Consider the following 26530-nt stretch of genomic DNA (forward strand, 5'->3'; position numbering starts at 1 on the left):
GGCGGCGCGTCCCGACCCGAGGAGCCTAGCCGTTGACGACGGCCTGCCCGGTGCGGGCTTCGACGGCCTGGCGGTACAGCCGCCCGGCACGGTACGACGACCTCACCAGCGGCCCGCTGAGCACGCCGGCGAAGCCGATCTCCTCGGCCTCGGCGGCCAGCTCGACGAACTCCTCGGGCTTGACCCAGCGCTCCACCGGGTGGTGGCGCACCGAGGGGCGCAGGTACTGGGTGATCGTGACGAGCTCGGTGCCGGCGTCGTGCAGGTCGCGCAGCGCCTGGCTGACCTCGTCGCGGGTCTCGCCCATGCCGAGGATGAGGTTCGACTTGGTGACCAGGCCGAACGCCCGGGCCTGGGTGAGCACGTCGAGCGAGCGGTCGTAGCGGAAGGCGGGCCGGATCCTCTTGAAGATCCGCGGGACCGTCTCGACGTTGTGGGCCAGCACCTCGGGGCGGGACTCGAAGACCTCGCGGAGGAGGTCGGGGTCGCCGTTGAAGTCGGGGATGAGGTTCTCCACGCCGGTGTCGGGGTTGAGCTCGTGGATCGCGCGCACCGTCTCGGCGTACAGCCAGGCACCGCCGTCGGGCAGGTCGTCGCGGGCGACGCCGGTGATGGTGGCGTAGCGCAGGCCCATCGTCTGCACGGACTCGGCGACGCGCCGGGGCTCGTCGCGGTCGAGCGGCTCGGGCTTGCCGGTGTCGATCTGGCAGAAGTCGCAGCGCCGGGTGCACTGGTCGCCGCCGATGAGGAACGTGGCCTCGCGGTCCTCCCAGCACTCGAAGATGTTCGGGCAGCCGGCCTCCTGGCAGACCGTGTGCAGCCCCTCGGACTTCACCAGCTGCTGGAGCTCGCGGTACTGCGGCCCCATCTTGGCCCGGGTCTTGATCCACTCCGGCTTGCGCTCGATCGGGGTCTCCGCGTTGCGGACCTCCAGGCGCAGGAGCTTGCGGCCCTCGGGGGCTGGCTGCAGATCTGTCACGCCCGCCAGCCTACGCGGGACCGGTGACGCGGCCCGAATCCGGCCGGGCCGGCAGAGGGGTCAGCCCGCCGCGACGTCGCGGCGGCGGAACACCAGCACGGAGACCGCCACGGTGAGCAGGAGGAGCCCGAGCAGGTAGACCCCGCCCTCGAGGTGGCCGATGTGCGCGAGCCGGTCGCAGTCCCCGAGGCGGGCGCAGTGGGCCGTGGGGTCGAAGAACTCCATGCGGGTCTCGAGCCAGCCGTAGACGTTGTTGCCGAGGGTCCAGCGGCCGACGTTGTCGACCGGGAGCAGGTAGGTGAGGAGCTCGCCGCCTACGCTGAGCACGAAGAGCAGGGCCAGGGTCGCCACCGAGTGCCGGAACAGCATCGTGAGCGCGAAGGCCCCGAGGGCGGCACCCATCGAGAACAGCACCGCGCGCAGCAGGTGCCACCCGACGTCGGACATGATCCCGGACCCGTGCGGGACGTCGCGATCGACGGCGACGAGGTACATCGCGAGCCAGAAGCCGCCGATGGTCACGAGCGCGACGAGGCCGCTGGCGAGCGTGACGGCCAGGCCCTTCGCCGCCCACAGCCGGCCGCGTCGGGGCTCGAACAGCAGCTGGGTCACCAGCGAGCCGGACGACCAGTCCGCGCCCGCGAACGTGGAGGCCGCGATCACGAGCAGGCCCGCGACCGCGAGCGCGACGCCGAGGCCGTTGCCCTTGAGGGTGCCATGCAGGTCGAGCGGCTCGCGGGGCAGGAAGCTCCGGGGACCGGCGGTCAGGTTGTCGCGGCAGTCCTGGGCGGTCGCGTTGGTGCCGAGGTAGGCCTTGGGGTCGGTCAGACAGTTGTCGAGGTCGGCCTTGATGTCCGAGCGCTGCGCCGCCAGCGCGGCGTCCTTCTTGGCCGTCGCCACCTCCTGGGCGGTGATCGGGCGCGTGTCCCAGGCCGATTTCGCCGCCACGAGCGCGGCCAGCAGCGCGGCGAGGAGGAGCAGCAGCGCGATGATCCGCCGTCCGCGGTAGCGGGCCAGCTCGACCCGGAGCTGGGCGATCATGCCGGGTCCTCCGCTGCGGGCTCGGCCGCGTCGACCGGGCGCCCGGTCGGGCTGTCGGTCGGGCTGTCGGCCGGGGTCTTCGGGGTGCTCTTCGGCGCGGTCCCGTCCGGGTGCTGGGCAGGCCCGTCGAGCGGCCCGGACTCGGGCCGCGGCCGGTGGCCGGTGAGCACGAGGAAGAACGTCTCGAGGTCGGGCCGGACGGCGCTGAGCTCGGTGACGTAGAGGTCGTGGGCCGCCAGGGCGCGGGTGATCTCGCCGGGGTGGTCGTGGCCCTGGACCAGCAGGTCGTCGCCGTCGCGCGCCACGGCGTACCCGGCGGCGGTGAGCACCATGGTCGCCTGCTGCGGGTCGGGTACGCCGACGCGCGTGTGCGCCGTGCTCTCCCCGAGGAGGTCCTGGACCTTGCCCGAGGCGAGCAGGCGGCCGTCGCCGATGATCGAGACCGAGGAGCACACCTGCTGCACCTCGGCGAGGACGTGGGAGCTGAGCAGCACGGTGACCCCGGACGCGGCGAGACCGCGGATCAGGTCGCGCATGTCGGTGATGCCGGCGGGATCGAGGCCGTTCATCGGCTCGTCGAGGATCAGGAGGTCGGGCTCCTTGAGCAGCGCTGCGGCCAGGCCGAGTCGCTGGCGCATCCCGAAGGAGTACCGCCGGAAGCGGCTGCGTGCACTGCCGGCGAGACCGACCTGCTCGAGGACCTCGTCGGCGCGCGACTTCGGCAGGCCGGCCGAGCGGGCCAGCAGCTGGAGGTTGCGGCGGCCGGAGAGGTCGGGGGTGAAGTGGGGGTACTCGACGACGGCGCCCACCCGGCTCAGCGCCTCCGGGACCCGCCCCGCGAGCGGTTCGCCGAAGAGGCGGATCTCGCCGGAGTCGGGCGTCGCCAGCCCGAGCAGCATCCTGATCGTGGTGGTCTTGCCCGAGCCGTTCGGGCCGAGGAACCCGTGCACGCTCCCGCGCTCGACCGCGAGGTCGAGCCCGTCGACGGCGGCCACCTTGCGCCCGAGGTCGCGGAAGACCTTGCGCAGGCCGTGGGTCTGCACGACGAGGTCACTCATCGATCCCGGCTGCCCCTTTCCGAGTCAGGCGTCCAGCATGGCGTAGATCGGGTTCAGGCCAGCGGATTGAGCACGGGAACACGCAGACGGCCCGGCTCCGGTCGCGGCTCGTAGTCCGGCGTGGCGTCGTACGGCGTCCACGCGAGCATCCGGTCCAGGTGGGCCTCCACCAGCGGGGCCACCTCGGCGACGGTGACGTCCCGGCCGAGCTCCGCGCTCAGCGACGTGATACCGGCGTCGGCGATCCCGCAGGGCACGAACCGGTCGTACCAGCCCAGGTCGACGTCGCAGTTGAGTGCGAACCCGTGCATGGTGACCCCGCGGCTGACCCGGATGCCGAGCGCCGCGACCTTCCGCTCGGGCCGTGCGGGCGTCGTCGCGGTGCCGGGCTCCGCCTGCAGCCACACCCCGCTGCGCCCCGGCACGCGCGCGGCCGCGATGCCGAGGTCGGCGCACACGCCGATCAGCGCCTCCTCGACCCGGCGTACGTAGTCGACGACGCGGACGTGGTCGGGCAGCCGCACGATCGGGTAGCCGACCAGCTGGCCGGGGCCGTGGAAGGTGATCTTGCCGCCGCGGTCGACGTCGAGGACCTCGGCACCTCCCGGGTCGACAGGACGCTCGTGCGGGTCGGTGCGCTTGCCGCAGGTGAACACCGGCGGGTGCTCCAGCAGCAGCACGGTCTCGGCGCCGCCGTCGGCGACCTCGGAGTGGATCGCGCGCTGGAGGTCCCAGGCGCTGCGGTAGTCCACGAGCCCCAGACGACGGTGTGCGAGCCGGTTCACGCGTTCGAGGGTAGTACCCCTGTGGATCGCGGCCGCGCGCGAGGACCGTCCTCGGCCAGGCTGGTGCGATGGCCGTCCGGATCCCTAGAGCCCTGCTCGTGCTGACCGCCGGGCTCACCGTGGGCCTCGTCGGCGTGGTCACGCTGGCCCACGCTCCGACCTCGGTGCCGCGGGCCGTGCAGCCCGCGGCCCCGGCGCCGGTGCACGCGTCGGTCGGCTCCGACGGCGTGCTCGCCGTGCTCCACGACTGGGACGTACGCCGGGCCGCCGCCTGGGCCGCCGGCGACCCCGACGCGCTGGCCCGCCTCTACACGCCGCAGTCGCGGGCCGGGGCGGCCGACGTCGCGATGCTGCGCCGCTACGTCGCGCGCGGCCTGGTGGTGCGGGACATGCGGATGCAGGTGCTGCGTGCGCGCGTGGTCACCGCCCGGCCCCGCCTGCTCGAGCTGCAGGTGACCGACCGGCTCGCCGCTGCCGTCGCGGTGGGCGTCGGCGACCCGACCGCAGAGCGGCGCCTTCCTGCCGACGTCGCCTCGACGCACCTGCTGGTGCTGCGGCGATCAGGCCCCGGCCAGGGCTGGCTCGTGGCGCGGGTGTCAGCCTCGAGCGGTCGCTGAGGCGAGCACTCCCGCGACGGTCGGGTCGGCGAACCGGAAGCCGGCGTCGATCAGGACCTGCGGGACGGCCCGGACCGAGCCGAGCAGCTCCGGTGCCATCCGCCCCGCGGCCGGTCGCAGGACGGCCGCCGGCACGCGCAGCACCGCCGGGCGGTGGACGAGGCGGGCCAGCTCGGTGGTGAACTCGGCGTTCGTCGGGGCCTGCGGGCAGCAGAGGTTCACCGGACCGGCGATGTCGTCGTGCTCGGCCACGAACGTGACCGCGCCCAGCCAGTCACGCAGGGAGATCATCGGCAGGTACTGCCGGCCGTCGCCGAGCCGGCCGCCGAGGCCGGCCTTGAACTGCAGCAGCTGCTGGCGCAACGGCGCGCTCGCGCGGTCCATCACCGGCGCGGTGCGCAGGATGCAGACGCGGGCGCCGGCGTCGACGGCCGGCTGTGCGGCCGCCTGCCAGGCGATCGTGACCGCGGTGAGGAACGCGTCGCCCCGGGTGTCGATGCTCTCCGTGACGGGCTCGGCGCCGTGGTCGCCGTAGAAGGAGATGCCGTTGCCGGCCAGGAACGCCGGCCGCCGCGAGCTCGCCGCGATCGCCTCGGCCAGCACCCGGGTGGTGGTGACGCGGCTGGAGCGCAGCGCCTCGGCCCAGCGGCGCGAGTGCGGGTTGCCGAGCGTGGGGGACCCGGCCAGGTTGACCACGACGTCGGCCTGCTCGACCAGCGCGGGGTCCAGGTCGCCGGAGTACGGGTCCCACTGGGCCTGTCCGGGTCCGGGCGCGCGTCGTACGAGAGCCGTGACGTCGTGCCCGCCCGCGAGCAGGCTGGCCCGGAGCCGGCTGCCGAGGAAGCCGGAGGCACCGGCGACGAGGAAGCGCATGTCCACACCCTGCCACGGCGCTGGGAGCGCGCCCGGGGTCACAGCCTGCCCGAACGAAGGTGGTTGAGCCCTTCGGCAGGCTCAGGAACCACCTGCCGAAACCTCCGCGCTCGGGCCGAGGCCCGAGCACCGGTGGTTGAGCCTGCCGAAACCCTCGGTAGCCTTCGGGCGTGAGCGATTTCGATGTTGTCGTCCTCGGTGCGGGCCCCGGTGGCTACGTCGCCGCCATCCGCGCCTCGCAGCTCGGCCTGAAGGCCGCGGTCATCGAGCGCAAGTACTGGGGCGGGGTGTGCCTGAACGTCGGCTGCATCCCCTCCAAGGCGCTGCTGCGCAACGCGGAGATCGCGCACATCATCACGCACGAGAAGAAGACGTTCGGCATCTCCGGCGACGCCACCATGGAGTTCGGCGCGACGCACGCGCGCAGCCGCCAGGTCGCCGAGGCCAGCGCCAAGGGCGTGCACTACCTGATGAAGAAGAACAAGATCGAGGAGATCGACGGCTGGGGCACCTTCACCGGCGCCAAGACGATCGAGGTCAAGGGTGACGACGGCGCGACGCGCACCGTCACCGCCGACCACGTGATCATCGCGACCGGCGCGACGGTGCGGCTCGTGCCCGGCGTACAGCTGTCCGAGAACGTCGTGACCTACGAGGAGCAGATCCTCGACAACACCCTGCCGGGCTCCATCGTCATCGGCGGGTCGGGCGCGATCGGCGTCGAGTTCGCCTACGTGATGAAGAACTTCGGCGTCGACGTCACCATCGTCGAGTTCCTCGACCGGATGGTGCCGACCGAGGACGCCGAGGTCTCCAAGGAGCTGCTCCGCCAGTACAAGAAGCTCGGCGTCAACGTGCTCACCTCGACCGCGGTCAAGGGCGTCGAGGACACCGGCTCGGGCGTCCGCGTCACCGTCGCCCCCGCCGGCGGAGGGGACGAGCAGGTCCTCGAGGCGGACAAGTTCCTGGCCGCGTTCGGGTTCGCCCCGCGCCTGGAGGGCTACGGCCTGGAGAGCACCGGTGTCGCGACCACCGATCGCGGCGCGATCGAGGTCGACGACTACGGACGCACCAACGTCGACGGCGTCTTCGCCATCGGTGACGTCACCGGCAAGCTGATGCTCGCCCACGTCGCGGAGGCCATGGGCGTCGTGGCGGCCGAGACGATCGCCGGGGCCGAGACCATGCCGGTCGAGTTCGACTTCGTCCCCCGGGCGACTTTCTGCCAGCCGCAGATCGCCTCCTTCGGCTACTCCGAGGAGCAGGCGAAGGAGCGCGGGTACGACGTGAAGACCGCGTCCTTCCCGTTCTCCGCGAACGGCAAGGCGCGCGGCATGGCCGAGGGGGTCGGCTTCGTCAAGGTCGTCGCCGACGCGAAGTACAACGAGATCCTCGGCGCCCACCTGATCGGGCCCGAGGTCACCGAGCTCCTCCCGGTGCTCACCCTCGCCCAGAAGTGGGACCTCACCGCCGACGAGGTCGCGCGCAACGTCTTCGCCCACCCGACGCTCTCCGAGGCACTCAAGGAGGCCATCGAGGGCATCGCGGGACACATGATCAACCTCTGAGCCGGCGCTGCGCGAGGAACGAGCGCAGCGCCGACGCGAAGAGGTCGAGCGAGCCTCGCCCGCGCGAGCTCGCGAGCGCAGGCGAACGGCCGGGTCGAGACCGGTGACCGGGCGTAGCCCCGGCGCAGGTTGATCATGGAGCCGAGCGGGCCGTTGTGCCGCTCCGGGCCGAAGGCGCCTCGGCTCGGCAGAACTGCCCGGTCGGCGATTGCGGCACAGACGTGACTACCCGCTCGGCGTACCTCCGCGCAGCCGGAGTGCCCGCTCGGCGTACCTCGGCGCAGCCGGAGTGCCCGCTCGGCGAACCTCGGCGCAGCCGGAGTGCCCGCTCGGCGTGCTTCCGCGCAGCGCCAGTGCCCGCTCGGCGTCAGGCGCGGGCGACGGTCCTGAGGACGACGTCGGCGACCGCGGCCGGGTCGCGGTACTGCGGCAGGTGGTCGACGTCGAGCCTGACGAGCTCTGAGCCGGGCATCGCCTCCGCCAGCGCCAGGTCGGCGTGCACGGTGTCGGGGTCGTCCCGGTCGCCGACGACGATCGACGTCGGCGCGGCGATGTCGCCGACCGCCTCCCAGACCACCGGGTTCGGCTCGGTGACGTCCTCGCCGGAGAGCTCCAGCTTCGTGGTCGCGCGCACCTGCGCGCGCAGGTAGTCGTCCGTCCCGCTGGCCGCGAAGACCCGCAGGTAGAGGTCGGTGAGGCCGTCGATGTCGCGCTCCTCGGTGAGGCGCTCGTACTCCGCCTCGATCTCCGGGTCGCCGGCGTCCTCGGGCCAGGGGTAGCCCGGTACGGCGGTGCAGAGCAGCGTCAGTGACGCGACCCTGTCCGGATGGGTCGTCGCCAGCGCCAGCGAGGTGCCACCGCCGTTGCTGTTGCCGATGAGGTGCACGCGATCGAGTGCCAGGACGTCGAGCAGGCCGAGCAGGTGGTCGACCGGACGCAGCGGCGCCTTCGGCCGGGGCGCTCGCCCGTAGCCCGGTCGGTCGTAGCGGATCACGCGATGGTCGGTCAGCGACGGCAGGAGCCGGTCCCAGATCGTCGCGTCGCTGATGCCCGGGTGGAGGAGGACCAGCGGTGCACCGTCACCGCCGGTGTCCTCGACCCACAGCTGGTCGGGGCCCACATCGAGCAGGGCCCCCACCTCAGACCTCGAACTGCGCGGCCTCGAGGCGCGCCTTCACGTCGGACAGGAAGCGTCCGGCGTCGGCGCCGTCGACGAGCCGGTGGTCGTAGGTCAGCGCGAGGTTGACCATGTAGCGCACCGCGATGGTCTCGCCGAGGTCCGGGTCGTCGATCACGACCGGCCGCTTCACGACCGCACCCGGTCCGAGGATCGCGACCTGCGGCTGGTTGATGATCGGCGTGTCGAACAGCGCGCCGAACGTGCCCAGGTTCGTGATCGTGAAGGTCCCGCCGGTCAGGTCGTCGGGCGTGATCTTGTTCGTGCGGGTGCGCTCGGCGAGGTCGGCGATCTTCTTCGCCAGCCCGGCGATGGAGAGGTCGCCGGCGTCCTTCACGACCGGGGTCAGCAGGCCGCGGTCGGTGTCGACCGCGAAGGCGACGTTCTCGCGGTCGAAGTAGGTGACCTCGCCCGCCTCGGTGTCGATGTTCGCGTTCAGCTTCGGGTGCTGCTTGAGCGCGTCGATCGCAGCCTTCGCGAAGAACGGCAGGTAGGTGAGCTTCACGCCCTCCCGCGCCTGGAAGTCCGCCTTGGCGGCCTCGCGCAGCCGGGCCACGCGGGTCATGTCGACCTCCATGACCTGGGTCAGCTGCGCGGACGTCTGGAGCGACTCGACCATCCGGGTGGCGATCACCTTGCGCAGCCGGCTCAGCGGCTCGGTGCGTCCGCGGAGCGGGCTCGGGGTGGCGGCCGCTGCCGGTGCCGACGCCGCCGGTGCGGCAGCCGGAGCGGCCGACTCGGCGGCAGGCGCCTTCTTGGCCTCGGCCGCCGCGAGCACGTCCTGCTTGCGGATCCGCCCGCCCACGCCGGTGCCATGCACCGAGGCGAGGTCGACGCCGTGCTCGGTGGCCATCTTCCGGACCAGCGGGGTGACGTAGCCGCCGTTGTCCTGCGAGGCGGCGGGTGCCTCCTGCGCCGGTGCCTGCTGAGCCGGTGCCTGTTGGGCGGGCGCCTCCTGTGCCGGAGGCTCCGGAGCCGCCTCCTGGGCCTGCTCCTGCGGTGCCTGCTCCTGCTGGGCGGGCGCGGGGGACTCGGCCACCGCGGGCTGCTCGGGCTGCTGCGGCTGCTGGGTCTGCGCGGTGGTGTCCTCGGCCGGGATCTCCTCGGCCGGAGCCTCCTCCTGTGCGGACTCCTGGGCCGACTCCTGGGCGGGCGCGGACTCGGCCGGCGCGGCGGCCGGTGCCGATCCGGCCGCGCCGATCACGGCCAGCTCGGCCCCGACCTCGACGGTCTCGTCCTCGTTGACCTTGATCTCCAGCAGGGTGCCGGCCACCGGCGACGGGATCTCGGTGTCGACCTTGTCGGTGGAGACCTCGAGCAGCGGCTCGTCGACGGCGACGTCGTCACCGACGGACTTCAGCCACCGGGTCACGGTGCCCTCGGTCACCGACTCGCCCAGCGCCGGGAGCGTGACCGACGTGCCGCCCCCGGACTGCTGGCCCCCGGACTGGCCGTCGGACTGGGCCGCGGGCTGCTCCTGGGCCGCGGGCTGCTCGGGCTCCGCAGGCTGCTCCTGGGCCGGTGCCTCCTGCGCGGGCTCCTCGGGCTGAGGCTCCTGGGCGGGCTCCTGCGCCTGCTGCTCCTGGCCCTGCTGCTGCTCGGCGGGCGCCTCCTGGGCCTGCGCCGATCCGCCGCCCTCGCCCTCGTCGCCGATCACGCACAGCTGGGCCCCGACCTCGACGGTGGCGTCCTCGTCGGCGTTGATCTCCAGCAGCACGCCGGCCACCGGCGACGGGATCTCCGTGTCGACCTTGTCGGTGGAGACCTCGAGCAGCGGCTCGTCGACCGCGACCGTGTCGCCGACCTGCTTCAGCCATCGGGTGACGGTGCCCTCGGTGACCGATTCGCCGAGTGCGGGAAGGGTGACGGGAGTCGACATGTGCTTCCTTCGGTGTCAGGAGTGTGCGTGCAGTGGCTTGCCGGCGAGAGCCAGGTGTGCCTCGCCGAGTGCTTCGTTCTGGGTGGGGTGTGCGTGGACGAGAGGAGCGACGTCCTCGGGGAACGCCTCCCAGTTGTAGATGAGCTGGGCCTCGCCGATCAGCTCGCCGACGCGCGCGCCGACGAGGTGTACGCCGAGGACCGGCCCGTCCTTCTGGCGGACCAGCTTGACGCTGCCCTGGGTCTTCAGGATCTGGCTCTTGCCGTTGCCGCCGAGGTCGTAGACGAGCGTCTCGACCGCGTCGTCGCCGACCTGCTCCCGGGCCTGGGCCTCGGTCAGTCCGACCGAGGCGATCTCGGGGTCGCTGTAGGTGACGCGCGGGATGCCCGCGTCCCGGATGACCGCAGGACCGAGGCCGGCGATCTCCTCGGCCACGAAGATGCCCTGCGCGAAGCCGCGGTGCGCGAGCTGGAGCCCGGGCACGATGTCGCCGACCGCGAAGACGTTCGGCACGTTGGTGCGGCAGCGCTCGTCGGCGAGCACGAAGCCGCGGTCCATCGCGATGCCCTGCTCCTCGTAGCCGAGGCCCTGCGTGGCCGGCCCCCGCCCGACGGCGACGAGCAGGATCTCGGCCTCGATCGGCTCGCCGTTCTCGACGTGCACGCGCACGCCGGCGTCGGTGCGCTCGACCGCCTTGAACGGCGTGCCGGTCAGTGCCTTGATCTTCCGCTTGCGGAAGGCGCGCTCGAGCTGCTTGGAGGAGTCCTCGTCCTCGCCGGCGACCAGCCGGGGGAGCGCCTCGACGATCGTCACCTCGGCGCCGAACGAGCGCCACACGCTGGCGAACTCGCAGCCGATCACCCCGCCCCCGAGCACCACGACCGAGGCCGGCACGCGGTCCAGCGTCAACGCGTGCTCGGAGGTCAGCACGCGCTCGCCGTCCACCTCGAGGCCGGGCAGGGACCGGGCGTACGACCCGCTGGCGAGCACGACGTGCCGACCGACGTACCGGGTGCCGTCCACCTCGACCGCGTCGGGCGCGACCAGGCGGCCCTCGCCCTCCACGACGGTGATGCCGCGACCCTTGATCAGTCCGGTCAGGCCCTTGAACAGCCGGCTGACCACGCCGTCCTTGTAGGCGTTGACGCCGGCCATGTCCACGCCGTCGAAGGTGGCCCGCACCCCGAACTGCTCGGACTCGCGGGCGCTGTCGGCGACCTCGGCCGCGTGCAGCAGCGCCTTGGTCGGGATGCAGCCCACGTGCAGGCAGGTGCCGCCGACCTTGCTCTTCTCGACGAGCGCGACGGTCAGTCCCAGCTGGGCTGCCCGCAGCGCACACGCGTAGCCACCCGACCCTGCCCCGAGGATCACCACGTCGTACTGGCTGGCGTCTGCCACTGCCCCTCCGCTCGTCCGGACGTCGCCTTCTCGGCCGACTCGGGTCATCCTTGCACTTCTGCGGTCACGGTCGACACACCGGTTCGCTACCGGTCAGTTCACCCCGGGCCGAGGGTCATGCAGCACAATTGCACCCATGGGTCTGCGAAACATCTTCCGGCGGCGGACGGGTCTGAGCCGCGGCGGTCCGACCGGAGCGACCGTCCGCGCCGCCGAGGGCGCCGACGCCGCGCACCTGCGCGCGTTCGTGTCGACGCGTCGTGGCGTCGAGGGTTTCGTCGAGCCCCGCACCACCGTCAGCGAGGTGACGCTGCTGCTGGTCGCGCACGACGGCGAGTGGACCCGGCGCCGTGTGCCCTCGGTGAAGTGGGCCCACGACTTCGCGAACCGGCTCGGCGTCCCGTCGTACGACGCCGCGGTCGTCGGCATCCCGCAGCGGATGCGCGAGTACAACCGGCGCCAGAAGCAGGGCGAGAAGGCGCCGAACCCGTTCAGCTCCCCGGCACCGCCGCGTCCGACGTCCCCGGACGCTTGACCGGCTGACAGCCCGCCGCTCGGCTAGCTCGCGGCCCGGCGCTGCACCAGCTCGACGAGGGTCGTGATCGAGAACCCCGTGCCCCCGCTGGGCACGTGGCCCCAGGCCCCGCCGCTGTTGTACGCCGGCCCGGCGATGTCGAGGTGCGCCCAGGGCCGCCCGTCGACGAACTGCTCGAGGAAGGCGGCGGCGTACAGGGCCGAGCCCCAGCGCACCCAGTCGTGCTGGAGCAGGTCGGCGATCCGGCTCTCGGTGCGCACCGTCGTGCGCTGCTCGTCGGGGATAGGCAGGTGCCAGAACAGCTCACCCGTCGTCGCGGCCGCCGCCTCGAGCTCGGCCACGGTCTCGTCGTCACCGAAGAGGCCGGCGATCCGCTCGCCGAGGGCGACCACGCACGGGCCGGTCAGGGTCGCCACGTTGACCACGACGTCCGGCTCGTCACGCACCGCCATCGTCAGCGCGTCGGCGAGCACGAGCCGACCCTCGGCATCGGTGTTCAGCACCTCCACGGTCCTGCCGGACAGCGTGGTGAGCACGTCGCCCGGGCGCATCGAGGAGCCGCTGATCATGTTCTCCGCCAGCGGCAGGTACGCCGTCACCGCGATCGGGACGTCCAGGGCCTCGAGCGCCAGCACGGCCGCGGCGGCCGCAGCCGCCCCGGCCATGTCCTTCTTCTGGGTGTGCATGGTCGAACCCGGCTTGATCGTCAGGCCGCCGGAGTCGTAGGTGATGCCCTTGCCGACCAGGGCGACCGAGCCCGTCGGCTCCTCGGGCCGCCAGGTCAGCTTGACCAGGCAGGGCGGGCTCGCCGAGCCCCGGCCGACGCCGAGGATGCCGCCGCACCCCAGGCGCTCGAGGGCGTCGGCGTCGAGCACCTCGAACGCGACCCGCGTGCCGGAGGTCGCTGCCTCGAGCTGCGCCGCGAACTCCGTCGGGAGCAGGTCGTTGGCGGGGGTGTTCACCCAGTCCCGCGCACGGGCGACCTGCTCGCCGACGATCCGGGACGCCTCGAGGGCGGCGCCGGCATCGGCCTGGCGCGCGACGTCGCTGAGCAGGACGACCTCGGCGACGCGTCCGGAGCCGCGGGACCTGCCGGACTTGTACCGGTCGAAGCGGTAGAGCCCGGACCGGAAGCCGTCGGCGACCGCGCGGACGTGCTCCGCGTCGATCGCGGGGAGGGCGAGCGCGACCGACGCGCTGTTGCCCAGGTTGCGGGCCGCGACGCCGGCGGCCCGGCGTACCTTCTCGGTGCTGAGCTGCGCCTTGGGCCCGAGGCCCACCGCCAGCAGGTGCGCGGCGTTGAGCGTGCCCCCGGTCGGCACGGTGAGCACCTCGCCGAGCCCGCCCCGGAAGCCCATCGAGGCCAGCAGCGGCTCGAACTTGCGGCCGTAGGCAGACGCCACGGCCTCGGCACCGGGAGCGGCCACGAGCGCGCCCGACGCGCTGGTGGCGACGCCGATGACGACGAGATCGGTGCGGGTCTTCTCGGGCGTGCCCTTGCGCAGCGTGTACGTCGTCACGGCGACGATCCTAGGAGACGGTCGCCGGAGCGCTGCGCCCACAGGAGGGGCCGCCGGAGGGGAGGCGCGTGCTGCGGTAACTTTCGGGCCATGGCCCTCAAGCACTCTGCGCTCCACGACCGGCACGTCGCTCTCGGCGCGAAGTTCTCGGAGTTCGGCGGGTGGGAGATGCCGCTGGAGTACTCCGGAGTGGTCAAGGAGCACACCGCCGTGCGCACCAGCGTCGGCATCTTCGACGTGAGCCACCTCGGCAAGCTGGTCGTGCGCGGCGACGGGGCGCTGGAGTTCGTCAACTCCTGCCTGACCAACGACCTCGGCCGGATCGGCAAGGGCCAGGCGCAGTACACCCTCTGCTGCGACGACGCCACCGGAGGCGTGGTCGACGACCTGATCGTCTACCTCAAGGACGACGACCACCTGCTGCTCGTGCCGAACGCCGCGAACACCGACGAGGTGCTCCGCCGGCTCCAGGCCGCGGCGCCCGACGGCATCGAGATCACCGACCACCACGAGAGCCACGTCGTGCTGGCCGTGCAGGGCACCCGGTCGGACGAGGTGCTCGACGCGCTCGGGCTGCCGACGGGGCACGACTACATGTCGTTCGCCGAGGCGCCCTTCGGCGGGGAGGACGTCGTGGTCTGCCGCACCGGCTACACCGGCGAGCGGGGCTACGAGCTGATCGCGCCGAACGACGTCGCCGGCGAGCTCTGGGACCGTCTGCTGGAGGCCGGGGCGGCGTACGACGTGCTGCCGTGCGGCCTCGGCGCCCGGGACACCCTCCGCACGGAGATGGGCTACCCGCTGCACGGCCAGGACATCAGCCTCGAGATCACGCCCGTGCAGGCCCGCCTCGGCTGGGCGATCGGGTGGAAGAAGGACGCGTTCTGGGGCAAGGCGGCGCTCGAGGCGGAGCGGGAGCGGGGGCCGGTCGTGACCCTCCGTGGCCTGGTCGCCACCGGGCGCGGCATCCCGCGCCCCCACATGAGCGTGCGGCTCGCCCGCGACCTGCCGATCGGGGAGATCACGTCCGGCACGTTCTCGCCGACCCTGAAGAAGGGCGTCGCGCTGGCGCTGATCAACGCCCAGGTCGAGGAGGGCGCCGAGGTCAGCGTCGACGTCCGCGGCCGCGAGGAGGTCTTCGTCGTGACCAAGCCACCGTTCGTCCAGCCCGGTGTCCGCGAGGAGGCGTCGTGATGACCCACGCACCGGACCCTTCGGGGTTCCCGTCGATGTCGCCGTCGGTGCCCTGGTGGTGGCAGCTGCTCGACGCCGACGGCGCGGTCGTCGAGCCCACCGAGGGTCGCCAGGAGTTCCCGACCCGTGGCGACGCGGAGTCGTGGGTGGGGGAGTTCTGGCCCGACCTCGCCGACAACGGCGTCGCCGCGGTCACCCTCTTCGAGGGCGACCGCGAGGTCTACGGGCCGATGCCGCTCTCCGCCGGCTGAACGCCGGCACGCGGATCAGCGCGGCCGGCCGCCGACCTTGACGTTCGGCTTCGGCAGCCGCATGAACCGCAGCTGGAGCATCCGGGTCAATGCGTAGAACGTGGTGCCCTTGAGGCTCTCGTCGGGGAACCGCTCGCGCAGCGTGCGCTGCAGCCGGAACCGGATCCACACCGTGTCGACGAGCAGCAGCAGGATCGTCACGGCCCACAGCTGCGAGCTCAGCTGGACCAGCTGCTTGGAGCCGGTGGCCTGCAGCACCAGGATCAGCAGGAGCAGCGGCAGCAGGAACTCCGCGACGGACACGCGGGCGTCGACCCAGTCGCGCACGGCCCGCCGTACGGGACCCTGGTCGCGCGCCGGCAGGTACTTCTCCTCGCCGGTCCGCATCCCCTCGCGCATCCGGCGGTTCGTCTCCGCACGCTTCTCGCGCAGCATCTTCTGCGCGGCCTTCTTGTCCATGCCCGCGCGGGCGCGCTCGCGTCGGGCCGCCTCGGCCTCCTTGCGCGTGGGGGTGGGGCGTCCCTTGCCGGTCGGGGCGCCGTCCGTGGTGGACGGAGCCGACGCGGCGGGCTTCTCGGTACGACGGAACAACGGGGCCTCATCAAGCAGGGTCGGAGTACGACGGATCGGGACGGTCAGACTACCCGTGACGCACTCGTCGGCCGACCGTGCGTTGGGTAGGTTGAGGACAGGCCGTCCCGTCGGGCGGTCGACCCGCTGAGCCAGAAGGGGCGAGAGACCTCATGAGCATGATGAAGCGCATCAGCACGATCTTCCGGGCCAAGGCCAACAAGGCCCTCGACCGTGCCGAGGACCCCCGCGAGACGCTGGACTACAGCTACCAGCGCCAGGTCGAGATGCTCGCCAAGGTGCGCCGTGGCGTCGCCGACGTCGCCACCAGCCGCAAGCGGGTCGAGCTGCAGATGAACCAGCTCCAGTCGCAGTCGGCCAAGCTCACCGACCAGGCCCAGAAGGCGCTGGGCATGGGCCGCGAGGACCTCGCCCGCGAGGCGCTGACCCGCAAGTCCGGCCTGCAGGGGCAGATCAACGAGCTCACCGTCCAGCACGCGCAGCTCCAGGGCGAGGAGCAGAAGCTCACGCTCGCCTCGCAGCGGCTCCAGGCCAAGGTCGAGGCGTTCCGCACCCGCAAGGAGACGATCAAGGCGACCTACACCGCCGCCGAGGCGCAGACGCGGATCAACGAAGCCTTCTCCGGCATCTCCGAGGAGATGGGCGACGTCGGGATGGCGATCCAGCGGGCCGAGGACAAGACCCAGCAGATGCAGGCCCGCGCCGGCGCGATCGACGAGCTGATCTCGTCGGGTGCGCTGGACGACGCGTCCGCGCTCAGCGCCGGGGACGACATCACCCGCGAGCTCGAGGCGATGAGCTCGCAGTCCGACGTCGAGGCCGAGCTGGCCGCCCTCAAGGGTGCGACCGGCGCCCCGGCCCTCGACGCCGCCCCGGCGACGCCCGCGGTCGAGAGCGCAGGCTCCACGGACGACCAGCCGGCCGCCCAGCAGGTCCCGGAGACCGAGAAGGAGGGCCAGTCATGATCGTGCGCATCCTCGGTGAGGGCCAGTTCGAGGTGGCCGACGCCGAGCTCGACCGGCTCAACGAGCTGGACGCCGCCGTGGAGGCGGAGATCGACGCCGGCAACGAGGAGTCGTTCGCGGCCCGGCTCGCGGAGCTGCTCGACGGCGTACGCGACGTCGGAGCGCCGCTGCCCGACGACGCGCTCGAGGACTCCGACCTGATCCTCCCGCCCGCCGACGCCACGCTCGAAGAGGTGCGCGAGATGCTGGCCGACGACGGACTGATCCCGGGCTGACCGGAGGCCTCTGGTGGCGCGCACGCGGTTCGTCCAGGACACCGGCCTGACGGTGCGGATGACCACGGTCATGTTCGTGCTCGGGGCGCTCTTCGTGGCCCTGGTCGTCGGGCTCATGTACTTCGTGCAGTCTGCGGGGCTGGCCCTCCTGATCGGCCTGATCGGTCTGGGCGTCGCCTGGGGCCAGTGGTACTTCTCGGACAAGGTCGCCCTGCGCGGCATGCGGGCCCGCGAGGTCAGCCCGGAGGAGGACCCCGAGCTGCACGGGATCATCGACCGGCTCTGCGCGATGGCCGACATGCCGAAGCCGCGGGTCGCGGTCTCCGACGTCGAGCTCGCGAACGCCTTCGCGACCGGTCGGTCGCCGGATCGGGCGGTGGTCTGCGTGACCACCGGCATCCGTGGGCTGCTCACCCCCGAGGAGCTCGAGGCGGTGCTGGCGCACGAGCTGTCGCACGTGGCGCACCGGGACGTCCTGGTGATGACGATCGCGTCCTCGGCGGGCATCATCGCCGGCTTCCTCGCCCGTAGCTGGCAGTTCGGCGGGTTCGGCCTCGCGAGGCGGGGCAAGGACGCGGGCGGCGCCGTCGGGTTCCTGGCGGTGATCCTGATCAGCCTGGTCGTCTACGCGCTCAGCTTCCTGCTCACCCGGCTGCTGTCGCGCTACCGCGAGCTGTGCGCCGACCGCTCCGGCGCCTACCTGACCCAGAAGCCCGCCGCCCTGGCCTCGGCGCTGCAGAAGATCACCGGCGAGATCGCCGCCACCCCGCAGCGCGACCTCAGGGCCGCGCAGCCGATGAACGCCTTCTTCATCGCACCGGCCGTCCGCGGGCTCTCGCTGCAGACCCTCACCTCGACCCACCCGTCGCTCGAGCAGCGCCTCGACCAGCTGGCCCGGATCGCGACCGAGCTCGGCCGGCCGCTCGACGGCGGACCGCTGGACGGCGGCTCGCTGGGCACCTCCGGCCCGGGTCTCTGACCCGTGGGCCTCTGGGACGTCCTGCGCGGTCAGCAGCGCCCGAAGCGGCCCGACCTGGACCACCTGTTCGCGGTGCCGGGCGCGGCGATCACCCTCCAGACGGCGCTCGACGTGAGACCCACCGGCGTCGGATCGGTGTGCTTCCGGGCCGCGGAGGGCGCGGCCTCCGGCTCGGTCCAGGACGTCGCCGAGATGCTGGTCGAGGGCACCGGCAAGCCCCAGGTCGAGCGGAGCGTGGACAGCTTCGGCTTCACCTGGTTCGTCGTCCGGGGGAGCGCGGACGACGTCTCCGGCCTGGTCACCGACCTGCACGCGGTGAACACCGAGCTGGAGGCCCAGGGGTTCGCTTCCGGCCTGCTCTGCTCGGTCGTCGGTTTCGCGGACGGCTCGGGGCGGCGCCTCGGGCTCGTCTACCTCTACAAGCGCGGCACGTTCTACCCGTTCGCGCCCAGCGGCCCGCAGACCCGCGACTCGCTGTTCGAGCGGCAGGTGCGCGACCTGCTCGGCAGCGACCTCAGGATCGAGCCCGACCTGGCCCGGTGGATGCCGCTCTGGGGCGCCCCCGGCCTGTAGCCAGGGGCAGGCTCACACGCTCTCGCGCCCGTGCGGCTCGGACCACCACGACTCGAGCGGCCCCTTCGGTACGACGCCCGACGGGTTGATGTCCTCGTGGACCAGGTAGTAGTGCCGCTTGATCTGGTCGAAGTCGATGTTCTCGCCGAACGCGGGGGTCTGGAACAGGTCGCGCGCGTAGGCACCGAGCACCGGCATCTCGGACAGCTTGGTGCGGTTGCACTTGAAGTGCCCGTGGTAGACGGCGTCGAAGCGGGCCAGCGTGGTGAACAGCCGGATGTCGGCCTCGGTGATCGCGTCGCCCATCAGGTAGCGCCGGTGCGCGAGCCGTTCCTCGAGCCAGTCGAGCGCGGCGAAGAGGCGGTCGTAGGCCTTGTCGTAGGCGCGCTGGGAGCCGGCGAACCCGCAGCGGTAGACACCGTTGTTCACCTCGGTGAAGACCCGGTCCATCACCTCCTGCATCTCCTCACGCTGGTCGGCCGGCCAGAGGTCGGGTGCGTCGGGCCGGTGGAACTCCCGCCACTCGAAGAACAGGTCGTGGGTGATCCAGGGGAAGTCGTTGGTGACAACGGCGCCCGTCGGGATGTCCACGATCGCCGGGACCGTGATGCCGCGCGCGTAGTCCGGGTCGCGGGCCAGGTAGGCCTCCTGGAGCCGCTTGTAGCCGAGCACGGGGTCGACGCCGCCCGGATCGAGGTCGAAGGTCCAGGAGTCCTCGTCGTGCACCGGTCCGCACAGGCCCATCGAGAGGGCGTCCTCGAGTCCGAGCAGCTGACGCACGATGATCGCCCGATTCGCCCACGGACAGGCGCGCGCGGCGACCAGCCGGTAGCGCCCGGGCTCGACGGGCCACTCGCTGCTGGTCCGCGTGATCCGGTCGGACAGGTACTTCATGTCGCGCCGGAAGTCCTTGCCGGCCTCGACGTACGACGGGGTCATGGTCCTCCTTCCGCTCGTCGGGAGGAGGTACCCGGCGCGTCCCCGATCATGACGAGGGCCGCGCCGGTGCGTCGGTCAGCTGGTGCTCAGGTTGACGTGGCAGGTGGACTTGGCGTGCTTCTCGATCTTGTCCGAGGCGCTCTTGAACTTGGGGTCGTCCAGCTTGGCGAAGGCCGCCTGCAGCTTCGGGGCGAGGGCGGCGAGGTCGTTCTGGGTCATGCCGGGAGGAAGCTGTCCCTGACTGATCGGCCCGAGGTCCTTCATCGAGATGCCGGCGTCCTTGAGGTCCTTCTGGAGCGTGGTCAGGCCCGTGTCCAGGGTCTTCCAGTCCGAGTGGACCGCGGACGGGGAGTCGCCGGCCAGCTTGTGGAAGGTGGCGATCACCGCGTCGAACTTGCTGAAGTCGGGCGTGCCCGAGCCGAGGGAGGCGAAGTCGGACTTCGCCTGCTTGAGCTCCTTGCAGTACGTGTCGGTGCTGGAGCCGCCACCGCCGCTGCCGCAGCCGGCGAGTAGGGCGGCGGTCATCACGATCGTGGACAGGGCGGCAAGGCTGCGGGTGCGCATGGGGTGTTCCTCCGCGGTCGGTTGGCACCACCCTTGCACCTCGGTCCGGGCCGTGACCACCGACCCCCGGCGATGTGTGGACCAGTCCCCTCAGTCGCGGGCCGTCTTGCCGGGCAGGTCGAGCATCCGCTGGAGGGCGACCTTGGCCCAGTGCTCGGTCTCGGCGTCGACCTGGATCTGGTTGACGACGGTGCCGTCGACCAGGGACTCCAGCGCCCACACCAGGTGGGGCAGGTCGATCCTGTTCATCGTCGAGCAGTAGCAGACGGTCTTGTCGAGGAACATGATCTGCTTGTCGGGGTGGTCCTTGGCCAGTCGCTTGACCAGGTTGAGCTCGGTGCCGATCGCCCAGCTCGTGCCCGGTTCGGCGGCCTCGATGGTGTTGATGATGAACTCGGTCGACCCGACCAGGTCAGCGCGGAGCACGACCTCGTGGGCGCACTCGGGGTGGACCAGGATGTTCACCCCGGGGATCGTGGCCCGGAGCTGGTCGACGACCTCGGCGGAGAACCGGCCGTGCACCGAGCAGTGGCCCTTCCAGAGGATCATCTTCGCGTCGCGCAGCTGCTCGGCGGTCAGACCGCCGTTGGGCTTGAGCGGGTTCCAGACCACGCAGTCGGCGAGCTCGAGGCCGAGCTCGAGCACCGCGGTGTTGCGGCCCAGGTGCTGGTCGGGGAGGAACAGGACCTTGGCGTCCTCACCCTTCTGCGCGAACGCCCACTCCAGGGCGACCTGGGCGTTGGAGGAGGTGCACACGGCGCCGTCGTGGCGGCCGCAGAACGCCTTGATGTCGGCCGAGGAGTTCATGTAGGTGATCGGCACCACCTGGTCGGCGATCCCGGCGTCGGTCAGCGCGTCCCAGGCGTCCTCGACCTGGGCCAGCCGGGCCATGTCGGCCATGGAGCAGCCGGCTGCGAGGTCCGGCAGGACCACCTTCTGGCTGGGGGCGGTGAGGATGTCAGCGGACTCCGCCATGAAGTGCACGCCGCAGAAGACGATGAACTCCGCGTCGGGCCGAGCGGCGGCCTCGCGCGCGAGCTTGAAGGAGTCGCCGGTGACGTCGGCGAACTGGATGACCTCGTCGCGCTGGTAGTGGTGCCCGAGCACGAAGACCCGCTCACCGAGCTTCGCCTTCGCGGCGGCCGCGCGGGCCACCAGGTCCGGGTCCGAGGCCGCCGGCAGGTCACCCGGGCACTCGACCCCGCGCTCGGCGGACAGGTCGGTACCACGCCCCAGGGGCAGCAGCGGCAGGTCAACGGTCGTCATGGCGGTCATCCTCCCATCGCCACGGGATCGGCTGGGCGAAACCCCCGGGCAGGGGGAGAACACCGGGGTCCGGACGTGCATTCCGGCGGCGAGCTCACAGCAGGGCCCCGTGGTGGACGTACGGCGCGGGCGGCTTCATCCCGCGTACGGCGAGGTAGCCGGAGGTGTCCACCGACAGCCCGGCCGCCAGGCCGACGTCGATCGCCCATTCGTTCGCGGCGGTCACGTGCGGAACGACCAGCTCCTCGGGCGCGGAGGCGACGGCCTCCCAGAGCAGGCTCGCGGCCACGCGCCGGCTCGACGCGCAGATCACCGCCGGCTTGCCGTCCCCGGCGATGTAGGCGTAGCCCGACCCGCTCGCCCGATCGACGACCACCAGCCTGTTCTGGGCGAGCAGCACGGCATGGTCCGCGCCGTGCGCGGCGTCGCGGCGCTGGCGGTCGAGCGAGTCGAGCAGGTCGAAGTCGGTCTCGGTCCCTTCCCTCAGGTGCTCGTCGACCACCGGCAGCGTCGAGCGGTCGACGCGGCCGTGCAGCACCATCTGCGGGTGCAGGGTGAAGCCGGCGTGGCGGTAGCGCCGGAACGCCCTCGGGTCACGGCTGGCGGAGAGCATCCCGCGCAGGCACCCGCGGGCGTGGGTGAGGGCGGCCTCCAGCAGCGCCCGGCCCAGGCCCGCGCCCTGCAGGTCCGGGCGGACGGCGTACGTCGCCAGGAACCAGGTCAGGTCCCGCCGGAACGACGTCGCGAAGCCGAGCATGGTGCCGTCCCGCTCCGCGACCCAGCAGCCCGCCGGGTCCGTCGCGAGGAGGTGATCGGCCCTGACCCGCCACATCGCCTGGGCCTCCGGCGACCGGTTCGTCGACATGCCCGGCTCGGCCAGGGGCGTGAACGCCTCGTCGGAGAGCCGCTCGGCCTCGGGCACGTCGTCGCCCGTCATCGGCCGGATCAGCGCGTCCACGGGCGGATGGTCCCACAGGGAAGGCGCCGGATCCCCGGGGATTTCCGGTGCTTCCCGCGTGGGAGCATCCGTGCATGCGCGTGGTGGTCGCCCCGGACAAGTTCGCCGGCACGTTGAGCGCGGTCGAGGCGGCGGAGGCGATCGCCACCGGCTGGCTGCGTCGGGTGCCGGACGCGGAGATCACCCGGGTCGCGATGTCCGACGGGGGGCCGGGCTTCGTCGACGTGCTCCACGCTGCCCTGGGCGGGACGCTCGTGGCGGTCACCGTCTCCGACCCGTACGGCGTTCCGGTCCCGGCCGCGATCCTCCGGGTCGGCGACACGGCGTACGTCGAGAGCGCCCAGGCGATCGGTCTGCACCTCACCCCGCCCGAGCAGCGTCGCCCGATGGTCGGGACCAGCCGAGGCCTCGGCGAGATGATCCGGGCCGCGATCGAGGACGGCGCGACCCGCGTCGTCGTCGGAGCCGGCGGCACCGGGACCAACGACGGGGGCGGCGGCCTGCTCGCCGCCCTCGGGGCCACCGCCGACGGCGGCGCGCTCGACCGGGGGCCCGACGCCCTCGCGGACCTCCGCTCGGTCGACCTCGAGCCGGCCTGCCGGCTGACGTCACCCGTCGAGCTCGTGCTCGCGTCCGACGTCGACAACCCGCTGCTCGGCCTCACCGGCGCGACCAAGACCTTCGGGCCCCAGAAGGGGCTCAGCGAGGAGCAGCTGCTCGTCGCCGACGGCCGGCTGCAGCACTTCGCCGAGCTGGTCGACCGCAAGGCCGCGACCGCCAAGGGCGCGGGCGCCGGTGGGGGCATCGGGTACGCGCTGCTGCTCCTCGGCGCCACCCGGCGGCCCGGTGTCGAGGTGGTCGCCGAGGCGGTGCACCTCCCCGAGACCCTCCGCGGCGCCGACCTCGTGATCACCGGCGAGGGTGCCTTCGACTTCTCCTCGCGCTCCGGCAAGGTCCCGTACGGCGTCGCGCAGATCGCCGCGGGACTCCTGGTGCCGTGCATCGCACTGGCCGGGCAGGTCCTGGTCGGCGCCCGGGAGATGCGGGCGCTCGGGATCGAGGCGGCGTACTCCGTCGTCGACCGGGTGGGGGAGGAGCGGGCCTTCGCCGAGCCCGCGGCCGCGCTCTCCGAGCTGGCCGAGCGCGTGGCCCGGACGTGGGGCAGATGACACGGACAATGCCGGGGAATAACCGGCGATGTGCGACCATTGAGCCTGTGACGAGGCCCGCGAGGGCCACCGAGAGAGAACCCGGGAGTTCCAGATGACCGAGCAGGTCGAGACGACCACGACCCACCGCACCGACAGCATCAACGTCAGCGACGCGGCGGCCGCCAAGGTCAAGAGCCTCCTCGAGCAGGAGGGCCGCGACGACCTCCAGCTCCGCATCGCCGTGCAGCCCGGTGGCTGCTCCGGCCTGCGCTACCAGCTGTTCTTCGACGAGCGGAACCTCGACGGCGACGTCGTCGCCGACTTCGACGGCGTCTCCGTGGTCGTCGACCGGATGAGCGTTCCCTACCTCAACGGCGCGACCATCGACTTCGTCGACAGCATCGAGAAGCAGGGCTTCACGATCGACAACCCGAACGCCACCGGCTCCTGCGCCTGCGGCGACAGCTTCCACTGAGCGGTCGGGCACCGACGGACAACGCAGAAGGGCGGTTCCCCGGAACACCGGGGAACCGCCCTTCCGTGCGTCGTGGGCCTCGGCCGACGAGGTCAGTCGAGGTGGAGGTGGAGGCGTGCCGCGAGGTGAGCGGTGGCGTCGGTCACGGTGATCTCGGGCTTCCGGATCTCCCGCGGGAAGTCGTCGTACTCGATCGAGGGGACGGAGTCGAGGGCCTCGGGGGAGATGAGCGGCCGAGGCAGGCTCATCTCGGAGGCGCAGGCGGTGCAGTCGAGGTGCATCTTCACCGCGGTGTCAGGGTCCTCGTACGCGAGCCGCTCGTAGGTCATGGCTCGACGATATTGCCTACTGCCGGGTACTCCTACGTGTACCGGACGGTAGGCTCCGGCGGGTCTGGGTACGCCCATCCAGGCCCCCGCTCCCGCACCCTCGAGGAACCATGTCGCTCCTGATCGCCGGCTCCATCGCCACCGACCACCTGATGACCTTCCAGGGCAAGTTCGAGGACTCGCTGGTCGTCGAGCAGCTCGACAAGCTCTCGGTCAGCTTCCTCGTCGAGGACCTCGAGATCCGGCGCGGCGGCGTCGCGCCGAACATCTGCTTCGGCCTCGGCCAGCTCGGCCTGCGGCCCACGCTCGTCGGAGCCGCCGGCGAGGACTTCGCGGACTACCGGTCCTGGCTCGAGCGCCACGGGGTCGACTGCGACTCGGTGCACATCTCCGACAGCAAGCACACCGCCCGCTTCGTCTGCACGACCGACACCACCATGGCCCAGTTCGCGTCGTTCTACCCCGGCGCGATGAGCGAGGCCCGGTTGATCGAGCTGGCGCCGATCGTGGCCCGGGTCGGTGAGCCCGACTACGTGCTGATCGGCGCCGACGACCCCGAGGGGATGCTGCGGCACACCGACGAGTGCCGCCAGCGCGGCTACGCGTTCATCGCCGACCCGAGCCAGCAGCTCGCCTTCGGCGAGGGCGACCTGATCCGGCAGCTGATCGAGGGCGCGACGCTGCTGTTCAGCAACGAGTACGAGTCCCACCTGATCCAGTCCAAGACCGGCTGGAGCGCCGAGGACATCCTCGACCGGGTCGGCACGCAGGTGATCACGCTCGGCAAGGACGGCGTCCGGATCGTCGGTCGTGACCAGCAGACGATCGAGGTGCACGCCGCCAAGGACGTGCACGCCGTCGAGCCGACCGGGGTCGGCGACGCCTTCCGCGCGGGGTTCCTCGCCGGGGTCGACTGGGGGCTCTCCCACGAGCGGGCCGCGCAGGTCGGCTGCACGCTCGCGGCGTACGTCGTGGAGACCGTGGGCACCCAGGAGTACACCTTCACCCCCGACCAGTTCCTGAGCCGGGTCCACGACTCCTACGGCTCCGACGCGGCGCTGGAGATCGGCAAGTACCTGGGCTGAGGGGCCAGCGCGTCGAAACCGGGCGAGGCGTTTCGATGCAGTCGCTGCGCGACTGCGCCTCAACGACCGGGTGGAGCCGTACGCCGCACCAGGTAGCGGGCCACGCCGTCCTCGGCGTGGTCGGACCCGACGTACTCGTGGCCGCGCATCCGGCACCAGGCCGGGACGTCGTACGCCGCGGCCGCGTCGTCCGCCACCACCGCCACCACGCCGCCGGGCGGGACGTCCTCGACGTGGCGGGCGAGCTCGATCACCGGCCGCGGGCAGATCATCCCGCGGCAGTCCAGCTCCAGGTCGGCGTTCACAGCCCCGCGTCCTCGCGGATCCGGCGCACGATCTCGGGCAGGACCTCCAGGAGCCGGTCGACCTCCGCCGCTGGGGTCTCCCGGGCCAGCGAGATCCGCAGGTTCCCGTGCGTGAGGGCGCCCATCGCGGCGAGCACGTGGCTGGGCTCGAGCGTGCTCGCCGTGCACGCCGAGCCGCTGGCCACCGCGAAGCCCCGGCGGTCCAGCTCACTGACGATCGCCTCGCCGTCGACGTAGAGGAACGAGCACGTGAGCAGGTGGGGGAGCCGGTCCGCCGGGTCGCCGACCACCTGGGTGTCGGGGATGCGGGCGAGACCGGCGCGCAGCCGGTCGACCAGGGCTGCCTGGCGTGCGTTGACCTCGTCACGGTCCGCCACCACCGCCTGCAGGGCAGCCGCCGCGGCGAGGGCGGCCGGCACGTTCTCCATGCCCGTGGTCCGCTCGTCCACCCGGTCGTCGCCCGGGAACGGGTTGCGCCAGCGGACTCCCTTGCGCACCAGCAGCACGCCGACTCCGGCGGGGCCACCCCACTTGTGGGCCGAGGCGGCCGCCGCCGCCCAGCCGTCGGGCAGCGGGAGCCGGCCCGCGGAGCCGCAGGCGTCCATGAACAGCGGTGCTCCGGAGGTCGCGGCCACGTCGGAGACCGGCTGGAGCGTGCCCACCTCGTGGTTCGCCGACTGGAGGCACAGCACGGTCGGGGTGGCTGCGTCGAGCGCGTCGAGGCGGACCCGGCCGACCTCGTCGACCGGGACCGTCTCGAAGGTCCCTCCGCGGGCGGCGTGCCACTGGCCCGCGTGCATCACGGCCGAGTGCTCGACCGCGCTCGCCACCAGCCGGTCGCCCTGGCGGGCCTGGCCGGCGACCAGGCCCAGCACGCCGAGGTGCACGGCGTGGGTGCCGCTCGGCGTGAAGCTGACCTCGTCGGGGCGCACGCCCAGCGCCTGCGCCGTGGCCTCCCGGGCGTTGTCGAGGAGCAGTCGGGCGCTGCGTGCGTCGCCGTGCAAGCGGCGCGGGTCGGCGTACCCGCGCTCGAGCGCCTGGTCGAGGACGGCCCGGGCGGCCGGGTGCAGCGGCTCGCTCGACGCGGTGTCCAGGTAGGTGCCCGGCGGGGTGCTCACACAGGAAACCTAGCCGCGTCCGGGGGCCCTGTCGGAGTGGCGCGAACCACACGTTCCATCACCGTGCCCTCGAGCACCGGCG

The 26530-nt window shown here is 72.4% G+C and carries 29 protein-coding genes; 12 read left to right on the forward strand and 17 right to left on the reverse strand.

Annotated features, from left to right (window positions below):
• Positions 1-25 precede the first annotated feature (25 nt).
• The 4 genes from lipA to lipB all read right to left on the reverse strand — a co-directional run bounded on the left by lipA (position 26) and on the right by lipB (position 3863).
• Positions 26-970 (reverse strand): lipoyl synthase, encoded by a 945-nt coding sequence (lipA, locus tag EFL26_RS14120; RefSeq protein WP_123223824.1) that lies wholly within the window; start codon positions 968-970, stop codon positions 26-28.
• Between the two features lie 69 nt (positions 971-1039).
• Positions 1040-2020 carry a hypothetical protein gene (locus EFL26_RS14125; protein WP_123223477.1) on the reverse strand — a complete coding sequence of 327 codons (981 nt, stop codon included), beginning with the start codon at positions 2018-2020 and terminating at the stop codon, positions 1040-1042.
• Positions 2017-3078: an ABC transporter ATP-binding protein gene (locus tag EFL26_RS14130; RefSeq protein WP_221176955.1), complete on the reverse strand. Its 1062-nt coding sequence runs from the start codon at positions 3076-3078 to the stop codon at positions 2017-2019. Before EFL26_RS14130 ends, EFL26_RS14125 begins: the two co-directional genes overlap by 4 nt.
• A gap of 53 nt (positions 3079-3131) precedes the next feature.
• A complete protein-coding gene (gene lipB, locus EFL26_RS14135; protein ID WP_123223478.1) occupies positions 3132-3863 on the reverse strand; it encodes a lipoyl(octanoyl) transferase LipB in 732 nt (243 codons plus the stop codon).
• Positions 3864-3931: 68 nt separating this feature from the next.
• On the opposite strand from lipB, the gene EFL26_RS14140 reads away from it, so the two are divergent.
• Positions 3932-4480, forward strand: coding sequence for a hypothetical protein (locus tag EFL26_RS14140; protein WP_123223479.1), 549 nt, complete (start codon positions 3932-3934; stop codon positions 4478-4480).
• On the opposite strand, the gene EFL26_RS14145 is transcribed toward EFL26_RS14140, so the two are convergent.
• A complete protein-coding gene (locus tag EFL26_RS14145) occupies positions 4460-5353 on the reverse strand; it encodes a TIGR01777 family oxidoreductase (RefSeq protein ID WP_123223480.1) in 894 nt (297 codons plus the stop codon). The genes EFL26_RS14140 and EFL26_RS14145 overlap by 21 nt on opposite strands.
• Before the next feature lie 170 nt (positions 5354-5523).
• Between EFL26_RS14145 and lpdA (EFL26_RS14150) the strand changes: the two genes are divergently transcribed.
• A complete protein-coding gene (lpdA, locus tag EFL26_RS14150; protein ID WP_123223481.1) occupies positions 5524-6921 on the forward strand; it encodes a dihydrolipoyl dehydrogenase in 1398 nt (465 codons plus the stop codon).
• A gap of 367 nt (positions 6922-7288) precedes the next feature.
• Here lpdA (EFL26_RS14150) and EFL26_RS14155 read toward each other — a convergent pair whose 3' ends face one another.
• Genes EFL26_RS14155 through lpdA (EFL26_RS14165) form a run of 3 tightly spaced genes read right to left on the reverse strand, consistent with a single transcriptional unit; the run spans position 7289 to position 11375 of the window.
• Entirely contained in the window at positions 7289-8059 is a 771-nt protein-coding gene (locus EFL26_RS14155; protein WP_123223482.1) for an alpha/beta fold hydrolase, read from the reverse strand.
• Between the two features lies 1 nt (position 8060).
• The gene (gene sucB, locus EFL26_RS14160; RefSeq protein WP_123223483.1) at positions 8061-9977 is read right to left on the reverse strand and encodes a 2-oxoglutarate dehydrogenase, E2 component, dihydrolipoamide succinyltransferase; all 1917 of its coding nucleotides are present in this window, start codon (positions 9975-9977) and stop codon (positions 8061-8063) included.
• A 15-nt stretch (positions 9978-9992) separates the two neighbouring features.
• Entirely contained in the window at positions 9993-11375 is a 1383-nt protein-coding gene (lpdA, locus tag EFL26_RS14165) for a dihydrolipoyl dehydrogenase (protein ID WP_246000189.1), read from the reverse strand.
• A 136-nt stretch (positions 11376-11511) separates the two neighbouring features.
• Between lpdA (EFL26_RS14165) and EFL26_RS14170 the strand changes: the two genes are divergently transcribed.
• On the forward strand, positions 11512-11910 hold the full coding sequence (locus tag EFL26_RS14170; RefSeq protein ID WP_246000190.1) for a hypothetical protein: 399 nt from the start codon (positions 11512-11514) through the stop codon (positions 11908-11910).
• A 23-nt stretch (positions 11911-11933) separates the two neighbouring features.
• Here the strand turns inward: EFL26_RS14170 and EFL26_RS14175 are convergent, their stop codons facing one another.
• Positions 11934-13430 carry a leucyl aminopeptidase gene (locus EFL26_RS14175; protein ID WP_246000191.1) on the reverse strand — a complete coding sequence of 499 codons (1497 nt, stop codon included), beginning with the start codon at positions 13428-13430 and terminating at the stop codon, positions 11934-11936.
• A 90-nt stretch (positions 13431-13520) separates the two neighbouring features.
• On the opposite strand from EFL26_RS14175, the gene gcvT reads away from it, so the two are divergent.
• Both gcvT and EFL26_RS14185 read left to right on the forward strand, forming a co-directional pair.
• Positions 13521-14624 (forward strand): glycine cleavage system aminomethyltransferase GcvT, encoded by a 1104-nt coding sequence (gene gcvT, locus EFL26_RS14180; protein ID WP_123223485.1) that lies wholly within the window; start codon positions 13521-13523, stop codon positions 14622-14624.
• Positions 14624-14875 carry a hypothetical protein gene (locus EFL26_RS14185; RefSeq protein WP_246000192.1) on the forward strand — a complete coding sequence of 84 codons (252 nt, stop codon included), beginning with the start codon at positions 14624-14626 and terminating at the stop codon, positions 14873-14875. The genes gcvT and EFL26_RS14185 overlap by 1 nt, the downstream gene beginning before the upstream one ends.
• 15 nt (positions 14876-14890) lie before the next feature.
• On the opposite strand, the gene EFL26_RS14190 is transcribed toward EFL26_RS14185, so the two are convergent.
• A complete protein-coding gene (locus tag EFL26_RS14190) occupies positions 14891-15466 on the reverse strand; it encodes a DUF3043 domain-containing protein (RefSeq protein ID WP_123223486.1) in 576 nt (191 codons plus the stop codon).
• A 152-nt stretch (positions 15467-15618) separates the two neighbouring features.
• Here EFL26_RS14190 and EFL26_RS14195 point away from each other — a divergent pair, with 152 nt between their 5' ends.
• From EFL26_RS14195 to pspAB, 4 genes are read left to right on the forward strand one after another with little or no spacing between them, the layout of a single operon-like run.
• The gene (locus EFL26_RS14195; RefSeq protein ID WP_123223487.1) at positions 15619-16431 is read left to right on the forward strand and encodes a PspA/IM30 family protein; all 813 of its coding nucleotides are present in this window, start codon (positions 15619-15621) and stop codon (positions 16429-16431) included.
• Entirely contained in the window at positions 16428-16706 is a 279-nt protein-coding gene (gene pspAA, locus EFL26_RS14200; RefSeq protein WP_123223488.1) for a PspA-associated protein PspAA, read from the forward strand. Before EFL26_RS14195 ends, pspAA begins: the two co-directional genes overlap by 4 nt.
• Before the next feature lie 13 nt (positions 16707-16719).
• On the forward strand, positions 16720-17685 hold the full coding sequence (htpX, locus tag EFL26_RS14205; protein ID WP_123223489.1) for a zinc metalloprotease HtpX: 966 nt from the start codon (positions 16720-16722) through the stop codon (positions 17683-17685).
• A 3-nt stretch (positions 17686-17688) separates the two neighbouring features.
• Positions 17689-18258: a PspA-associated protein PspAB gene (gene pspAB / locus EFL26_RS14210; protein WP_123223490.1), complete on the forward strand. Its 570-nt coding sequence runs from the start codon at positions 17689-17691 to the stop codon at positions 18256-18258.
• 12 nt (positions 18259-18270) lie between these two features.
• On the opposite strand, the gene EFL26_RS14215 is transcribed toward pspAB, so the two are convergent.
• The 4 genes from EFL26_RS14215 to EFL26_RS14230 form a co-directional block, all read right to left on the reverse strand.
• A complete protein-coding gene (locus EFL26_RS14215) occupies positions 18271-19197 on the reverse strand; it encodes a glutathione S-transferase family protein (protein WP_123223491.1) in 927 nt (308 codons plus the stop codon).
• 75 nt (positions 19198-19272) lie between these two features.
• Positions 19273-19761, reverse strand: coding sequence for a hypothetical protein (locus EFL26_RS14220; protein WP_123223492.1), 489 nt, complete (start codon positions 19759-19761; stop codon positions 19273-19275).
• A 90-nt stretch (positions 19762-19851) separates the two neighbouring features.
• On the reverse strand, positions 19852-21027 hold the full coding sequence (gene nadA, locus EFL26_RS14225) for a quinolinate synthase NadA (RefSeq protein WP_123223493.1): 1176 nt from the start codon (positions 21025-21027) through the stop codon (positions 19852-19854).
• Between the two features lie 94 nt (positions 21028-21121).
• Positions 21122-21985, reverse strand: coding sequence for a GNAT family N-acetyltransferase (locus tag EFL26_RS14230; RefSeq protein WP_246000193.1), 864 nt, complete (start codon positions 21983-21985; stop codon positions 21122-21124).
• Between the two features lie 74 nt (positions 21986-22059).
• Between EFL26_RS14230 and EFL26_RS14235 the strand changes: the two genes are divergently transcribed.
• Both EFL26_RS14235 and erpA read left to right on the forward strand, forming a co-directional pair.
• Complete coding sequence (locus EFL26_RS14235) at positions 22060-23154, forward strand: glycerate kinase family protein (protein ID WP_123223494.1); 1095 nt, start codon at positions 22060-22062, stop codon at positions 23152-23154.
• 94 nt (positions 23155-23248) lie between these two features.
• The gene (gene erpA, locus EFL26_RS14240; protein WP_123223495.1) at positions 23249-23611 is read left to right on the forward strand and encodes an iron-sulfur cluster insertion protein ErpA; all 363 of its coding nucleotides are present in this window, start codon (positions 23249-23251) and stop codon (positions 23609-23611) included.
• 92 nt (positions 23612-23703) lie between these two features.
• On the opposite strand, the gene EFL26_RS14245 is transcribed toward erpA, so the two are convergent.
• Positions 23704-23940, reverse strand: a complete 237-nt coding sequence (locus tag EFL26_RS14245) for a hypothetical protein (protein ID WP_123223496.1) — start codon at positions 23938-23940, stop codon at positions 23704-23706.
• Positions 23941-24050: 110 nt separating this feature from the next.
• Between EFL26_RS14245 and EFL26_RS14250 the strand changes: the two genes are divergently transcribed.
• Positions 24051-25025, forward strand: coding sequence for a carbohydrate kinase family protein (locus EFL26_RS14250; RefSeq protein WP_123223497.1), 975 nt, complete (start codon positions 24051-24053; stop codon positions 25023-25025).
• A gap of 59 nt (positions 25026-25084) precedes the next feature.
• Here EFL26_RS14250 and EFL26_RS14255 read toward each other — a convergent pair whose 3' ends face one another.
• Entirely contained in the window at positions 25085-25330 is a 246-nt protein-coding gene (locus EFL26_RS14255) for a sulfurtransferase TusA family protein (RefSeq protein ID WP_123223498.1), read from the reverse strand.
• Positions 25327-26448, reverse strand: coding sequence for a cysteine desulfurase family protein (locus EFL26_RS14260; protein ID WP_123223499.1), 1122 nt, complete (start codon positions 26446-26448; stop codon positions 25327-25329). The genes EFL26_RS14255 and EFL26_RS14260 overlap by 4 nt, the downstream gene beginning before the upstream one ends.
• Positions 26449-26530: the final 82 nt, after the last annotated feature.

The sequence above is a fragment of the Nocardioides pocheonensis genome (assembly GCF_003725535.1).
Taxonomy (GTDB): domain Bacteria; phylum Actinomycetota; class Actinomycetes; order Propionibacteriales; family Nocardioidaceae; genus Marmoricola; species Marmoricola pocheonensis.

What these genes read in the sequence shown, in the direction of transcription:
- EFL26_RS14125 (WP_123223477.1), bottom strand. Translation starts at nt 2,020, where the DNA reads ATGATCGCCCAGCTCCGGGTCGAGCTGGCCCGCTACCGCGGACGGCGG.
- EFL26_RS14130 (WP_221176955.1), bottom strand. Translation starts at nt 3,078, where the DNA reads ATGAGTGACCTCGTCGTGCAGACCCACGGCCTGCGCAAGGTCTTCCGC.
- EFL26_RS14140 (WP_123223479.1), top strand. Translation starts at nt 3,932, where the DNA reads ATGGCCGTCCGGATCCCTAGAGCCCTGCTCGTGCTGACCGCCGGGCTC.
- EFL26_RS14145 (WP_123223480.1), bottom strand. Translation starts at nt 5,353, where the DNA reads ATGCGCTTCCTCGTCGCCGGTGCCTCCGGCTTCCTCGGCAGCCGGCTC.
- sucB (WP_123223483.1), bottom strand. Translation starts at nt 9,977, where the DNA reads ATGTCGACTCCCGTCACCCTTCCCGCACTCGGCGAATCGGTCACCGAG.
- EFL26_RS14170 (WP_246000190.1), top strand. Translation starts at nt 11,512, where the DNA reads ATGGGTCTGCGAAACATCTTCCGGCGGCGGACGGGTCTGAGCCGCGGC.
- gcvT (WP_123223485.1), top strand. Translation starts at nt 13,521, where the DNA reads ATGGCCCTCAAGCACTCTGCGCTCCACGACCGGCACGTCGCTCTCGGC.
- EFL26_RS14185 (WP_246000192.1), top strand. Translation starts at nt 14,624, where the DNA reads ATGACCCACGCACCGGACCCTTCGGGGTTCCCGTCGATGTCGCCGTCG.
- EFL26_RS14195 (WP_123223487.1), top strand. Translation starts at nt 15,619, where the DNA reads ATGAGCATGATGAAGCGCATCAGCACGATCTTCCGGGCCAAGGCCAAC.
- pspAA (WP_123223488.1), top strand. Translation starts at nt 16,428, where the DNA reads ATGATCGTGCGCATCCTCGGTGAGGGCCAGTTCGAGGTGGCCGACGCC.
- EFL26_RS14215 (WP_123223491.1), bottom strand. Translation starts at nt 19,197, where the DNA reads ATGACCCCGTCGTACGTCGAGGCCGGCAAGGACTTCCGGCGCGACATG.
- EFL26_RS14220 (WP_123223492.1), bottom strand. Translation starts at nt 19,761, where the DNA reads ATGCGCACCCGCAGCCTTGCCGCCCTGTCCACGATCGTGATGACCGCC.
- nadA (WP_123223493.1), bottom strand. Translation starts at nt 21,027, where the DNA reads ATGACGACCGTTGACCTGCCGCTGCTGCCCCTGGGGCGTGGTACCGAC.
- EFL26_RS14235 (WP_123223494.1), top strand. Translation starts at nt 22,060, where the DNA reads ATGCGCGTGGTGGTCGCCCCGGACAAGTTCGCCGGCACGTTGAGCGCG.
- erpA (WP_123223495.1), top strand. Translation starts at nt 23,249, where the DNA reads ATGACCGAGCAGGTCGAGACGACCACGACCCACCGCACCGACAGCATC.
- EFL26_RS14245 (WP_123223496.1), bottom strand. Translation starts at nt 23,940, where the DNA reads ATGACCTACGAGCGGCTCGCGTACGAGGACCCTGACACCGCGGTGAAG.
- EFL26_RS14250 (WP_123223497.1), top strand. Translation starts at nt 24,051, where the DNA reads ATGTCGCTCCTGATCGCCGGCTCCATCGCCACCGACCACCTGATGACC.